This is a genomic window from bacterium, assembly GCA_021372535.1.
Classification (GTDB): Bacteria; Latescibacterota; Latescibacteria; order Latescibacterales; family Latescibacteraceae; genus JAFGMP01.
This window is the reverse complement of record JAJFUH010000055.1, coordinates 19,649-33,432: the sequence shown is the minus strand read 5'-3', so window position 1 is coordinate 33,432 and position 13,784 is coordinate 19,649. Positions and strand designations below refer to the sequence as shown.

General features: G+C 50.0%; 12 protein-coding genes. 9 read left to right on the top strand and 3 right to left on the bottom strand.

Features of this window, described 5'->3' with window-relative positions; translation table 11 throughout:
• Positions 1-439 precede the first annotated feature (439 nt).
• On the top strand, positions 440-1,051 hold the full coding sequence (locus tag LLG96_06030) for a nitroreductase family protein (GenBank protein MCE5249762.1): 612 nt from the start codon (positions 440-442) through the stop codon (positions 1,049-1,051).
• Between the two features lie 516 nt (positions 1,052-1,567).
• Positions 1,568-2,224: a hypothetical protein gene (locus tag LLG96_06025; GenBank protein ID MCE5249761.1), complete on the top strand. Its 657-nt coding sequence runs from the start codon at positions 1,568-1,570 to the stop codon at positions 2,222-2,224.
• A gap of 323 nt (positions 2,225-2,547) precedes the next feature.
• Here LLG96_06025 and xylB read toward each other — a convergent pair whose 3' ends face one another.
• The 3 genes from xylB to LLG96_06010 form a co-directional block, all read right to left on the bottom strand.
• Positions 2,548-4,023 carry a xylulokinase gene (gene xylB / locus LLG96_06020; GenBank protein ID MCE5249760.1) on the bottom strand — a complete coding sequence of 492 codons (1,476 nt, stop codon included), beginning with the start codon at positions 4,021-4,023 and terminating at the stop codon, positions 2,548-2,550.
• A 445-nt stretch (positions 4,024-4,468) separates the two neighbouring features.
• Entirely contained in the window at positions 4,469-6,241 is a 1,773-nt protein-coding gene (locus tag LLG96_06015; GenBank protein ID MCE5249759.1) for a CocE/NonD family hydrolase, read from the bottom strand.
• A gap of 312 nt (positions 6,242-6,553) precedes the next feature.
• On the bottom strand, positions 6,554-7,546 hold the full coding sequence (locus tag LLG96_06010; GenBank protein MCE5249758.1) for a DMT family transporter: 993 nt from the start codon (positions 7,544-7,546) through the stop codon (positions 6,554-6,556).
• 189 nt (positions 7,547-7,735) lie between these two features.
• Here LLG96_06010 and LLG96_06005 point away from each other — a divergent pair, with 189 nt between their 5' ends.
• The 7 genes from LLG96_06005 (at position 7,736) to LLG96_05975 (ending at position 13,782) form a co-directional block, all read left to right on the top strand.
• The gene (locus LLG96_06005; GenBank protein MCE5249757.1) at positions 7,736-8,062 is read left to right on the top strand and encodes a metalloregulator ArsR/SmtB family transcription factor; all 327 of its coding nucleotides are present in this window, start codon (positions 7,736-7,738) and stop codon (positions 8,060-8,062) included.
• 694 nt (positions 8,063-8,756) lie between these two features.
• Positions 8,757-10,058 (top strand): permease, encoded by a 1,302-nt coding sequence (locus LLG96_06000; GenBank protein MCE5249756.1) that lies wholly within the window; start codon positions 8,757-8,759, stop codon positions 10,056-10,058.
• Between the two features lie 207 nt (positions 10,059-10,265).
• A complete protein-coding gene (locus LLG96_05995) occupies positions 10,266-10,499 on the top strand; it encodes a thioredoxin family protein (GenBank protein MCE5249755.1) in 234 nt (77 codons plus the stop codon).
• Positions 10,500-10,546: 47 nt separating this feature from the next.
• Entirely contained in the window at positions 10,547-11,719 is a 1,173-nt protein-coding gene (gene arsB / locus LLG96_05990) for an ACR3 family arsenite efflux transporter (GenBank protein ID MCE5249754.1), read from the top strand.
• A gap of 97 nt (positions 11,720-11,816) precedes the next feature.
• Positions 11,817-12,335, top strand: coding sequence for a nitrophenyl compound nitroreductase subunit ArsF family protein (locus LLG96_05985; GenBank protein MCE5249753.1), 519 nt, complete (start codon positions 11,817-11,819; stop codon positions 12,333-12,335).
• A gap of 8 nt (positions 12,336-12,343) precedes the next feature.
• On the top strand, positions 12,344-13,027 hold the full coding sequence (locus LLG96_05980; protein MCE5249752.1) for an aromatic aminobenezylarsenical efflux permease ArsG family transporter: 684 nt from the start codon (positions 12,344-12,346) through the stop codon (positions 13,025-13,027).
• Positions 13,028-13,200: 173 nt separating this feature from the next.
• On the top strand, positions 13,201-13,782 hold the full coding sequence (locus LLG96_05975) for a nitrophenyl compound nitroreductase subunit ArsF family protein (protein ID MCE5249751.1): 582 nt from the start codon (positions 13,201-13,203) through the stop codon (positions 13,780-13,782).
• Positions 13,783-13,784 lie beyond the last annotated feature (2 nt).

Here is a 13,784-nt window from a genome sequence, read left to right as displayed (position 1 = left end):
TTAAAAAATGGGTGATGGCCGAAAAATGCATTTTTCCTGGCGGCCTTCCGGAATCAATTCTGAGTTGTATTGTAATGAATTGATTATACATAGCATAACACCCTTTGGAGCTTCTGATGTAAAAACCCCATTGAAAAGCCCCGCGGTCACAACCGGTTTTCGGAAAAAGAATGGGTGCTGTTCGAGCGAGCCGAAGGCTCGTGAGTTCACACATTCCCGAAAAACGGGCCGTGACCGTGGAAACAGGCTTTTCTCGGGGTGCCCTTTCCTTGGTTACTTCCTTTGGGCACGCAAAGGAAGTAACATATAAAAAAGTGTTCTTAAAAATGGGGGGGGGCCAGTCCGTGCTGACCCTTGACAGCAACAAAACAATACATTTTATTATCGGGCGTGTGGAAAAAGACACTTTTTCACCGCCCTCTTAAAGCGGAGGTTCTCCATGAAAAGATTTCGCGACGTAAGGTTTGCTCCGATTGTGCTCTTTATGAGCATATGGGCGATATCCTGTCAGGTTCTTTTTGCCCAGGAGACAACGAAAATTGATGACGCCCTCACTGTCATCCACCGGAGAAAAAGCGTTCGTAAATACCTCGATAAACCGGTGACGAAGGAACAGCTCACCGTTCTCATGAAAGCGGGCATGGCAGCACCGACCGCCGCAGACAAGCGGTCATGGTCGTTCGTGGCGGTAACCGATCGCGCACTCCTCGATTCGCTCTCAGAGTGTTCTCCGACCGCAAAAATGCTGAAACAGGCAGCCGCAGCCATCGTTGTATGCGGGGATACCAGACGGGCGCTCAACAGCGACGTATGGATACAGGACTGCTCCGCGGCATCCGAAAATATTCTCCTCGCTGCAGAGGCGACAGGACTTGGCGCTGTATGGATAGGCATTTATCCCGAGTATTTCAAATTCAACCATGTCCGCCGCGTTCTCGGTATACCGATGGAGGTTATTCCGCTCAACATCATCTCTATCGGCTGGCCGACCGGCGAGGAAAAGCCGAAGGATAAATTCGATCCGTCAAACATTCACTGGCAGACATGGTGACATAAAGAATCAGGACGGGTGTACCTGTAAACATGATAGACCGCAGATTCACACGAATTTGAATTTTTATGCTTCTTTTTAGATAAGAACGATTATAATTACTAAATATTGGATATATAACTCCATTATTTCTATATTGTGTTGTGATGCCATAGCACTAAAAGACCTCATTTTCAGATAAATACGGAAAGATGGTGAAAAAGGAAGAATTTCATCACCTTTTTCGGGTCGAATCCTTTACCATGACTAATTTTAGTCATTTACATTTTTCTGGTTTATTGTTTAATTGTAATCAATATTTTTCCTACACGCGGGTAGTTCAGTAAAAAGAGTACCATTACAGTTGTTCGGCATGTATGATTGCTCCTGAGATTATGCAATGACCGGGAGGCGTTTCAGACGGGATTGATAGCGATCTGTTTCATATCCTGTGTATTGTTTATTCTCAGGAGCACTAACATGCTGGTAACATTTTACTGTGATCAACATTGTTGATCGACAAAGGAGGGTATCGAGGTGAAAAGAAGATTTTTGCTGGCAATTGGGCTTTCCTTCGCACTGACGATGGCGCTGGGATGCGGTGACAGTGACGACGATAAGGACAATAATAATCCGGCGAACGGCGGGGGAGGAACAACCGCCGGCTCGTTGACAGAACGTCCGAACAGTGCGAATGTTGTCGTTACCAAGGAAAATGTACAGACCGTATCGAACGAAGTCAATACCGTTGCCTGGACTGCATTCGGTAAAGCCATGCAGACGGCCTCGTATGGAAAGCAGGCTGCGGATTACACGACAAACCTTGATGGTGAAGTCAGTGGCGCCAGTTCCGGAAAAGCCGTGGTGAAGGGTAAGATGGTGTCCAAGATGAGCGGTACGACTCCTACGGGAATCGATTATGATTTCACCTGTACACTGTACGATTACTCTGATGACGGCAAGCTGTTCCTTGGTGGTACGTTTACTTATAAAGGCGCCGCTACCTATTCGGGCTACACGCTGAATAAGTACGAAATCACCGTTACCGGAGATATAAACTTTAACGGGACATATCAGGGTTCCGAGAAATTCACCACCAAAATGGTGATGACCGGTACCGCAGAGATGACGTATGATGTGACGACCACGGTTACCTCCGGCGGCCAGACATTCACAACATCGTATAAGATGTAAAACACCGGTTCATATTTGATTCCATGTATCCGGAATAATATAAAGGCATAACAGTACAAAAGGCAGGAAAGAAAGCATTTCCTGCCTTTTTATTGCTCCGGCGATTAAACAGTGAAATATATTTCGGAAATTGAGCCCTATGAAGGTGATTCGATACAATCTGTGTAACTGCGCACCAAGCCGTCATTCCCGCGAAAGCGGGAATCCATGTTTTTTTTACTTCCGGTATCATTCTTTATTCGCCGGGCAATATCTTGCACGGAAAAATAATCGGCCTATTTCGGTGAAACCTTCGTCGTATTCCTGAAAGACAGCGTCTTTCTTCATCCGGTTTTAACCACAGCATCACGATACAGCCGCATGTATTCATCATATCGTTCTCTGTACCGTTCGGTGTTTTCCTTCTGCGGATAAACCGTCTCAGCTGGAGGCGGTACAAGTTCCGCGGCGTGCCAGTAGTCACGGTATATGCCCGTTCCGATACCAGCGACAAGCGCCGCCCCGAAACACGCCTGCTCTGTCCGCCTCGACACCTGAACCGGCTCGTCGAATATATCGGCCAGAATCTGCATCCAGAGGCCGCTTCCCGCGCCGCCGCCCGAAGCGATGATGCTCCGGGGGGCTACTCCCATGCCTTTCATGACATCGAGCGATTCCTTCAGATCGAACACGACTCCCTCCATGACCGCACGGGCGAAATGTCCGCGGCGATGGTTGAGCCTGATGCCCGAAAAAACTCCGTGAGCCGCGGGATTGAGGTCGGGAGACCGTTTCCCCGGAAGATAGGGTAGGAACATGAGCTGACCGGCCGGAGGTGTTTCCGATGCCTCGTGGTCGAGCTGCTGAAAAGAAGTTTCGGGACAGAATGTTTCACGGAACCAGCGGAGGCTCAGCCCTGCCGACAGCGTGGCGCCCATCAGGTACCACCTCGACTCGGGAAGGTGACAGAACATGTTGAGAGACAATCCCGGAGAGGCCGCCGGAGAAGCAAGCGGCGTACATATCTGCCCCCCCGTTCCGATGGTAACGAGCATGGAGCCGCTGTCGAGTAATCCGTTGCCGAGTGCGGCGCATGCCTGGTCTGCGCCTCCGGTCACCACCGGAATGCCATCGGGGATGCCGGTCTTTTCCCCGATTCCTTCGGTTGCGCCGATCTGTTCGTCCGAATTGACAACATAGGGCATGAACTCCAGGGGAATATCCAGTTTCCTGAGAATCTCCGCCGACCAGTCCCGTTTGTTCTGGTCGAAGAGAAGTGTTGCCGATGCATCGGATGGCTCGGTGTTATAGAGACCGGTCATGCGGTAGCGGATATAGTCCTTCGGCGGGAGAATGCGGCGGATTCGTTTCCATGTGGCGTTATCGTGCTTCCGCATCCAGTGGAGCGTGGCGGCGAATGTTCCGGGGAACAGACGGTTCATGACCGTGTTTTCGAGCGTGGTTTCCCCGATAATGCCGGTAAGCTCATCGAGCTCGCCCGCGCTCCGTGAATCGGGCCATATAACGGCAGGACATATCGGCTCTCCGACGCCATCGAGCATGACTCCGCCGTGCATCTGGCCATCGAAAGAAATTCCTGTCAGGTCCGATCCTTTGACGCCGGCGGATGCAATCGCCTCCGCGAGTGACTCGCACACTGCGTTCCACCAGTCTTCGGGATTCTGCTCCGAACGGTCGTGTGAAGGCGTGAGAATGGGATATCCGCGCGAAGCGATTGCTCTGCGGACTCCTTCTTCATCGTATATCCCCGCGCGGACACTCGATGTGCCGAGGTCTATGCCTGCCAGATAGCGAGCCATGATTTTTCTTCCGTTTCCCTGTGAAAAAAGATTATATGAACCACGAAGTCACGAAGATACAAAGACGTGAAAAAATATAACTTATTATTTATACTGTTATTAGTGGTTTTGAATCGTTCACATTAAAAATAAGATCCGGTTATCCGTTTTGATAAGCATAGAAAACCTTTTATTCAGAATTGATAATTTATTCCGATAGTATGTGATCCCCACTGCCTGCGGCATCCCCTCTTTTTTAGGGGGAATGGCTTTTGGGGCACTTTCGTCCCCCTTTCTTTTATAAGGGGGACACAGCGAAGCCGAGGGGGATCAATCATGTTAGCTGATTTAACTGGATAACCGAAATATATAATATAATAAATCCGCGCAAATCCGCGTTCTTTCAAAAATTGCTGATAGATCGAGCCATGTATCCCTTTTATACAAAACCCGCGGGAACAATATCCTATTCGATTACCGGCAGCACGATATGGGAGGGATACTCCTTCGTATGATAAACCGTCTGCACGGCTTTTATCCATGCGGTTCCGACAGCGAATTTTTCGCCCGTGTTGAGGTTACGGTCGAACCGCGGGAAGTTGCTGCTCGAAATTTCGACCCTGATCCGGTGGCCCTTTTTGAACACGTTGCTCGTTGCCCAGAGGTCGATATGGTATTCATATACCCTGCCCGGTTCGATGTTTGACGGTTTTTCTCCGGGATTACGGCTGCTTGCCCTGATGATGCCGTCGCAGAGACGCATCGCTCTGCCGTCCGGGTAGACATCGACGAGTTTGGCGGTGAAATCCGTATTGAGCGCCGTGCTGGCGGCATAGACAACAGCTTCGACCGGCCCGGTGACTTCCATGTCCTTTTCGAGCTCGGGTGACGAGTAGACGAGAACGTCCTGCCGTTCCTCGATTTTCTGCTGGTCTCTCGGCCCGCTCGAAAAATGGCTGTAGTATGTGGTATCGGTCGATGAGGGTACCGGGTCGGCAGGATCGTACGTGTAGGTGTCGGTCGATGCGCCGTCCTGCATCGATGCGTCGAGGAGGCCGTCGCCGGTAAGCGTATTGGCTTTACTCCTGCTGCTGAAATACCACTTCCGGTATTGAGTACGCGCAAGCGGCCATTCCTGCTCGTCGCGCCAGACATTGCTGCCCATCACGAAAATCCTCACCGGCGCCTCGTTCATGATACCGGTATCGGTTCCCTTGAGCGCGCTGTCGAACAACCGGAGCATGAGTGTCTGAAAAGGCAGTCCGCCCATTATGGCGTCTTTCCCGTAATCGAGATCGCCGACCTTGCCATCCCCGGTAAAACCATGAAGCCACGGACCGACGAGCAGTTTCTGTTTTTTCCGGACCGATGGATCGATGCCCGACCCTGTCATCTCGGTATAATTCTTCAGCGTTCCCGCCAGAAAGATGTCGTACCACCCGCCGATATTGTACACCGCGGCATGGATGTTCTTATACCCGTCCATTATGCTCGTATTTTTCCAATAAAGGTCGTGTTCGGGGTGGGCGAGCCAATCCCGCGCCGAGGATACCCTCCATCCGAGGAGTTTGTCCTGTTCCATGAGAGGAAGAGTGCCGTTCAGCTCGTTCATTTTGCCGTTTCTGTCTTCCCTGCCTGCATCGTAGGGTTCGGTCAGCCAGTAAATCCATGATGTCCATGACCTGAGACGGAACGCGCCGCCCTGGTACATCCAGTAATCGTGAAAATCCGCGGATGTGAGCGTCGCGAACATCGCTTCGAGATGAGAGCTTCCCAGGGAAGCAGGCATCCACTGAGTGAACCCGACATATGATCCGCCGAACGTACCGAGCCTGCCGTTGCACCATGGCTGTGATACGACCCACTGGTGGGTATCGATTCCGTCCACTCCCTCTGTCCGGCCTGCATCGAACAGCCCCTCGGATTCATACCTGCCGCGCACATCCTGTATAATGACCGCATAGCCCCTCTGAGCGAAAAAATGACCGTCCTGATTGTCGCTTCCGCCATTACCGTATGGTGTCCGCATGATGAGGGCAGGGAATGCTCCTTGCGCGTCGGGACGGTAGATGTTGGTCGACAGCTGCACGCCGTCCCGCATGGCGACCATGACATCGAGTTCCTCTATCACCTTGTATTCGGGCTGTGAGAGCTCAGCGGCAAAGGCTGGCAGAAATGACAATGCCATGGTAACAAGCAGCATCGCGACAGGTATACGGATACCGTATTTACGTTTCATGTTTTTCTCCCGAAAACCGGTTATTTGTATGTGTGTATTACAAGCCTTGTGATAAAGTCTGTACGTGTGGATATAAGCTGTCAAGGGTCGGCATGAAGTGCCGATTCCCGATTAATGATTCGGGAACAGGCTTACATGCCCTTGACAGCACCGAAACAATACATTTCATTATCGGGCTCGTGAAAAATATACTTTTTCACAGCCCTCTTACTATTTGATCCTATAGTAAGTTAAATGACCGTGTTATGCAACAGAATTTGTTGTTTTTCAAAGGAACAAAGGAACAGAGAGACAGAGAGTCAATCGAAAATTTCATCTGTCGGGGGTGTGCTTTGTTTTTTCAGGGCTGCCGACAAAACGGACATGCGGCGCCGGGCCGGGACGCATCGCCCGCCCGTTTTTACCGGAATAACGGCGTGACCAGATCGTATGAAACACCATGCCCCCGACAATAAAAACAAGGCCCGTATAGGTATAAAAGGGAATTGGTATGGAAAGGAATACCCTGAATGCAACGAGCGAGAGAAAGGGTATGAGGTAGAGCGAACCGGTGATGAGTGAAACATCGTTCGTGGAACGCTGTGCATCGAGCCACAGAAGGACTCCGATCGCATTTGATATGATACCGGAGAATATGACTCCCGCAAGCTCGCGAAATCCTCCCGGAATAACGAACATACCCCGTAACAGAACAATGCTCAATACTATCACCGTACTGTACAACTGCATGAAAAACATGGATGAAACGGGCTCGAACGCCGCCCGTGAGGCGAGGACGCTGAACAATCCCCACGAAAAACCCGCGGACAGCGCAAGCAGGTATCCGCTAAAATGTGTCCGGTCGATCCCGGTAAAGCTCCCGCCCGAAAGAATGATCGCCGCTCCGATGAAACCCGCGGCAATGCCGGTGATCTTGGTAAAGGTGAGCCTCTGGTTGAGGAACGGCATGGCAAAAATCACGATAAAAACCGGGTAGGTATACTGGAGAATATTGGCCTGGGGCACCGGGACGGTAATATAGGCGGTGTATTTGAGAGTCTGGTATCCGCAGAATCCGAGGACGGCGAACAGCAGGAGCTGCATATGATCCTGTAAACGATACGATCCGAGACTTTTGAGCGATCCTTTCATCGCAAGCGCAAGAATAAGACCAAGCGAGCCTGCCGCTGTGCTCCAGAGACTGAACTGCATGGGTGACAGACCGCGCAGGGTCACCGTTTCAACGGTCGCCGAAACCGACCAGATGCAGATAACCACGGAAACGTAGAGAACTGTGCGGGGACTGACGGAAGAGTTATGCTGCATGAACACTAAGCCCTGAAAATAGTTACCATCACATAGATAAAAGATAGGACAGAATATATCATGACCCAGTAAAAGGCAATGAAAAAGATAAAAAAATAAACCGGACAGGAAAAAATTGTTGGCAATCATTGGTTATTTGGCTATATTACCAAATATGCAAGATCATGCCATTCCTTTAAGGAGATTGTTATGGATGCCGAAACAAATGCCCGGTTCGAAGCCCGGGCCCGTATCATAAAAGCGATGGCTCATCCGACCCGTCTCTTTATCATCGATGTGCTTTCACATGACAGACGATGTGTCTGTGAGCTCACTGAAATGGTCGGGGCCGATATATCGACTGTGTCGAAGCATCTGTCGATTCTCAAAAATGTCGGGATCATCAGTGATGAAAAGGAAGGTACCAAAATTTTTTATTCTCTGAAAACCCGGTGTATTCTTAATTTTTTTTCCTGCGTCGAGTCGGTGCTTCTGACAAACGCCCGCGAGCAGATACGCCTCGTTGAATTAAAATGATGCCATTTTACTTACACCGATTCTATGTAAATATTTTCTCATAAAGTCGCAAAGGCATAAAGAACTGTAACATTTTGTTTCTTCATGGTATTACAATTTTCTTAATCCGGATTTATCTGAAAATGCATCTACGGTTCCCGGTTCTGAAACCCCGGTCTGGTGCCGGGAGTCTCTGGTTCGATGCGGGATATTGTTTCATGAATGCAGTTCTGAAACCCCGGTCTGGCGACGGGAGTCTCTGGAGCGCTGTCATTCCCGAATCTTTAATCGGGAATCCATATGCAGCCTGCATACATTTTTATCTTTCGTTGTGACTGTTTATAGTCATGAGGGTTATTCATGATATTGCTCCGGCGATTAAACAGTGAAATATATTTCGGAAATTGAGCCCTATGAAGGTGATTCGGTACAATCTGTGTAACTGCGCACCAAGCCGTCATTCCCGCGAAAGCGGGAATCCATGTTTTTTTTACTTCCGGTATCATTATTTATTCGCCGGAGCAATAATAATAAACCACAAAGACACAAATCTATATAACATGTTGTTTGTACTATTATGAGCAATTATAAAACGTTAAGACACAAAAGATATAATTAGAAAATATAATCCGCGAGAATCCGTCTGATCCGCGAGAATCCGCGTTCAATTGAGCTTTGGATTCGTTCATGAAACAACCGTATTGAAGAGAAATCGATGAGCATGAAACAGGAATTGAAATCTCTTGGTATACTTGCGGCCGTATTTCTCGGCTTTTATTACCTTCCCGTCGGAATTCCGCGTTTCAACAACGCTGTGCTGGAATCACTGTACCTCGCGAAATGGTACGCGCGCGAACATGTCCTTCTATGCCTGATACCCGCCTTTTTCATTGCCGGCGCAATCTCGGTGTTTGTCAGCCAGGCTTCGGTCATGAAATATCTCGGCGCACGGGCGAACAAGGTGCTTGCCTATGGTGTCGCGTCGGTGTCCGGCTCAATCCTCGCAGTATGCTCCTGTACCGTGCTCCCGCTGTTTTCAGGGATTTACAGGATGGGCGCGGGGCTCGGGCCCGCCACCGCGTTTCTCTACTCGGGCCCGGCGATCAATGTCCTTGCAATCATACTGACCGCGCGCATTCTCGGTTTCAAATTAGGAATAGCCAGAGCGGTCGGCGCTGTCGGTTTCAGCATCATTATCGGCCTGTTGATGCATGTATTCTTCCGGAAAGAGGAGACAGAAAAGGCCAGGGCGCAGTTCGCGATGCCGGATTCTGAAGATACCCGCCCCCTGTGGCAGACCGCAGTCTATTTTGCCTCCATGGTGGGCATTCTCGTATTTGCCAACTGGGGCAGGCCTGATGCGCCGGCAGGTCTCTGGCACGTCATCTATTCATTGAAATGGCCCATTACCGGTGGATTTTCCGTGCTGCTGGGGATTGTGCTGATCGCCTGGTTCGGCCTCGCCTGGTGGAAAATCCTCGGCGTCGTAGTTCCCACCGGTAGCGCCGCACTCTTTTTCCCCCACGAGCCGATGATTCCGTTTGTGATCGGGATTGCGGGGCTTTCAGTCATCACAGGCACCGACAGGGGAGAGACAAGCGACTGGTTCGCTTCCTCATGGGGATTCGCCGGACAGATACTGCCGCTCCTGTTGTTTGGTGTCCTCATCGCGGGAGCGCTTCTCGGGCGGCCGGGGTATGAAGGACTGATACCATCGCGCTGGGTCAGCGCCGCTGTCGGCGGCAATTCGCTCCTGTCGAACTTTGTCGCATCGTTTGCCGGGGCATTCATGTATTTTGCCACGCTCACCGAGGTGCCTATCCTTCAGGGGCTCATCGGAAACGGCATGGGAAACGGCCCGGCGCTGGCGCTCCTCTTGGCGGGACCAGCGCTCAGCCTGCCCAACATGCTTGTCATCCGCAGCGTGATGGGTACGAAAAAGACGGTCGTTTTTGTGACGCTCGTCATTCTGATGGCGACTTTCACGGGATTGATCTATGGCGCGGTGTTCGGATGAAATGAAACAATCATGAATAGAACCCTTTGATGTAATTATTAGTAACATGCTCGAATACCCGATATAATGCTTTTTTCCCCTCTCCTGTTTACTGGAGGGAATCGGGGGTGAAGGTAATAATTCTATGAAAAACCGTAAATTGTCCTCATCCCTGTGATCTTCAAAATCAGTATTCACACGGATTAAATATGACAAAGGAGAAATATTTTGAAAACCATTCAGATTCTCGGCACCGGCTGCCCGAAGTGTAAAAAACTTGCCGAAAACTCCGAGGCAGCCGCGAAACAGCTCGGTATCGGGTATGAAATCGAAAAAATAACGGATATCAACAGGATCATGGAATTCGGCGTCATAATGACACCGGCGCTTGTGGTGGACGGCGAGGTGAAAACTGTCGGGAAAATCCCCGCTGTCGAAGAAATCGAAAAAATGCTCGTGTAGGTTCTGTTCATTGAACGAGGATACAATTTACAGGGGGATGCTCTTCCATGGAAACTGAAAACACAAGGCATGAGAAAGGGCTGAGTTTTTTTGAAAAATATCTTACCGTATGGGTGATTCTGTGCATTCTCGCAGGGATCGTGATGGGAAAACTGGCGCCGGGTGTGTCTTCGTTTCTCGACAGTCTTGCGATTTATGTCGGCGAGGCTCCTGTTGTATCGATCCCCATAGCCGTCTGCCTCTTTTTCATGATGTATCCCATCATGGTGAAGATCGATTTCGGCGAGATCGTCAAGGCAGGGAAAAGTATCAAGCCCGTCGGCCTGACGCTTTTTATCAACTGGGCGGTTAAACCGTTCACCATGTATGCTATCTCGGTTTTCTTTCTCGGAATGGTATTCAGGAACTTCATCGGTACCGATGCCGTCGATCTTGTGAAAATGCCCCTCGGTCTGGACCTGCCGGTCGGTGCGTTGCACGGTGATGGCAGGGTTGTGATGGCGGGTGGCATGAAAGTACTCGAAATTCCCCTGTGGCGGAGTTATCTGGCAGGCTGCATTCTCCTGGGTGTCGCCCCATGTACCGCCATGGTGCTCGTGTGGGGATATCTTGCGCGCGGCAATGACGGGCACACGCTTGTGATGGTGGCGATCAATTCACTTACCATGCTTGTATTCTACGGGCCTCTCGGAGGATTTCTCCTCGGTGTCGGCCGTTTGCCGGTACCGTGGCAGGCGCTTTTTCTGTCCATCGCGATTTATGTGGCGCTTCCTCTTGCAGCAGGGTATATATCGCGGAAGTGGATTATTGCCGCCAAAGGGGAGATATGGTTCAGGGAGAGATTCCTTCACCTGCTTACTCCGATAACGATAGGAGCGCTCCTCATCACCCTCGTGCTACTCTTTTCATTCAAAGGGGAGGTGATCATCTCGAATCCTCTGACCATTCTCTGGATTGCCATACCCCTGTTTATCCAGACCAATCTCATTTTCTGGCTCGGTTACGGGCTGGCACGGGTTCTCAGACTTAGCTATCCCGATGCCGCACCTTCTGCCATGATCGGGGCGTCGAATCATTTCGAGGTGGCGATTGCCACCTCAACCATGATTTTCGGGCTCTCCTCGGGCGCTGCGCTGGCAACTGTCGTCGGTGTCCTCATTGAAGTGCCCGTCATGCTCATGCTTGTAAGGATTTGCCTCAAAACGCGGCAATGGTTTTAAACGCAGGTGAAGAAATGGAACAAATCATAGATAATACCGCAGAATACAGAATGCAATAATATAGTACTCATGGTAATGAACGGAGGGGATCCAGGCTATGAAACCAAAAATGATTGTCACAGTATTGCTGGTTGCGTTTGTTGTGGTGAGCGTGGCTGTTCTTATCGTCAAAGAAACCCGTAATGCGGCTGACACAACCGGCGCTGAGGAGGCGGCGGCGAACTCACCCGCTCAGGCATCAAATGAAACAGGATCGGGGAATCCGGTTGCCCCGGATGCAAATGTCGATGTCGTTTATTATTTCATGACCGCCCAGCGGTGTCCTTCCTGCATGAAAATCGAATCGTTCACGAGAGATGCCGTACAGGAGAACTTTGAGGATGCGCTCAAGAACCATCGTCTCATATGGCGGATGCTCGCGGTCGATACACCTGAAAACAACCATTTTGTCAAAGAATACCAGTTATATACGAAATCCGTCGTACTGGTGAAAATCCGCAAGGGTAAAGAGGTCGAATGGAAGAATCTGGAGCAGGTCTGGAATCTGCTCGGTGATGAAAAGGCTTTCAAATCATATATAACCGATGAAGTCAGGACATTTATCGAGAAGGGATGATCGATTCGATGATTACTGTTGCTCTGACAGTACTCTGGCTTGGCATCCTCACCTCGATAAGCCCGTGCCCGCTTGCGACCAATATCGCGGCTATTTCTTACCTCGGCAAGCGGACCGGCGCCATACGGAATGTGATTCTCGGCGGGATTGCATATACTTCGGGAAGGATGTTGACGTATGTGGTTATTGCTTTTGCCGTTGTCGAAACGCTCTTCTCGATTTCCGCTGTTTCGATGTTCCTTCAGACTTCCATGAACAAGATACTGGGGCCGGTTCTCATAGTGACAGGGATGTTCCTTCTTGAGCTGCTGACTCTGAATATCCCCGGATTCGCCATGACCGGAACCTTGCAGCGCCGTGTCGACAGCGGAGGGATATGGGGCGCCGGATTTCTGGGTATTCTGTTTGCCCTCTCGTTCTGTCCGGTTTCGGCGGCGCTCTTTTTCGGCAGTCTCATACCTCTTTCCCTTCAGGCCCGCACTCGTATCCAGTCCGGTATTCTCTATCCTTCCCTGTACGGTATCGGTACGGCTCTCCCCGTTATCATATGTGCCTTTTTTATTGCGTTCGGTATGAACTCGCTAGGCAGGATGTTTACCTTCCTGACCCGTTTCGAACGGTGGAGCCGTCGGATTACCGGTATTGTTTTTATTGTTGTTGGAATATATTATTCAATTCGATATATTTTCTGATGTGACAATCAGATGTAATTTCCTGTGAAATTACCCTCTCGCCATTCTCACAAAAAGCTGTAAAATGAACGATGCGAGGATTGTGGGAAACTGATCGCTTCATATTATGGTGTATTATCCGGAACTGTTTGTTGGGGGAATCATAGTATTCCCGGAAAGAGCTTCAGGTAAAGATGAAATCGAGGGATATAAAGAATTATCTGCTTGCGATGCTGGAGGGTGCTCTGATCATTTTCCTTCTGCTCATGATTTTTCAGGACAAGCTGGTTTTCCCCTTTATGACGGCTAATGACTCATCCCATGAAACAAACCAGACAGGTGAACCTGTCGATGTTCAGCATATTCTTCTGCCCGATGCAAATGTTGATGTCGTGTATTATTTCACCACGAGCAACCGCGACCTGACCTGCAGGAAAATCGAAAAATTCATGCGTGATGCATTGAACGGAAATTTCGGGCAGCATTGTTCCGACGGGCTCATTGTGTGGCGCATGATTCCGGTCGATTTACCCGCTTACCGCCACTTTATCGATGATTACCAGCTCGATGGCAGGTCGGTGGTGCTCGTGAAGATACGCGGCGGAAAGAAGATTGTCTGGAAGAAGCTCGACAGTCTTCAGATGTTCCTCGTCAATAAAACACTGTTTACCGATTATGTTACCGATGAGGTTAATTCCTTCCTGAAAGGAAGTCTGCGCGGGTATGCTCTCATGAATGATACTCCCGTTTTTGCCACTTCTTTTACTATGGAGTAAAG

Excerpts from the sequence above, each read along its gene's own strand:
- LLG96_06030 (MCE5249762.1), top strand. The coding sequence starts at position 440 with ATGAAAAGATTTCGCGACGTAAGGTTTGCTCCGATTGTGCTCTTTATG.
- xylB (MCE5249760.1), bottom strand. The coding sequence starts at position 4,023 with ATGGCTCGCTATCTGGCAGGCATAGACCTCGGCACATCGAGTGTCCGC.
- LLG96_06015 (MCE5249759.1), bottom strand. The coding sequence starts at position 6,241 with ATGAAACGTAAATACGGTATCCGTATACCTGTCGCGATGCTGCTTGTT.
- LLG96_06010 (MCE5249758.1), bottom strand. The coding sequence starts at position 7,546 with ATGCAGCATAACTCTTCCGTCAGTCCCCGCACAGTTCTCTACGTTTCC.
- LLG96_06005 (MCE5249757.1), top strand. The coding sequence starts at position 7,736 with ATGGATGCCGAAACAAATGCCCGGTTCGAAGCCCGGGCCCGTATCATA.
- LLG96_06000 (MCE5249756.1), top strand. The coding sequence starts at position 8,757 with ATGAGCATGAAACAGGAATTGAAATCTCTTGGTATACTTGCGGCCGTA.
- arsB (MCE5249754.1), top strand. The coding sequence starts at position 10,547 with ATGGAAACTGAAAACACAAGGCATGAGAAAGGGCTGAGTTTTTTTGAA.
- LLG96_05985 (MCE5249753.1), top strand. The coding sequence starts at position 11,817 with ATGAAACCAAAAATGATTGTCACAGTATTGCTGGTTGCGTTTGTTGTG.
- LLG96_05980 (MCE5249752.1), top strand. The coding sequence starts at position 12,344 with ATGATTACTGTTGCTCTGACAGTACTCTGGCTTGGCATCCTCACCTCG.
- LLG96_05975 (MCE5249751.1), top strand. The coding sequence starts at position 13,201 with ATGAAATCGAGGGATATAAAGAATTATCTGCTTGCGATGCTGGAGGGT.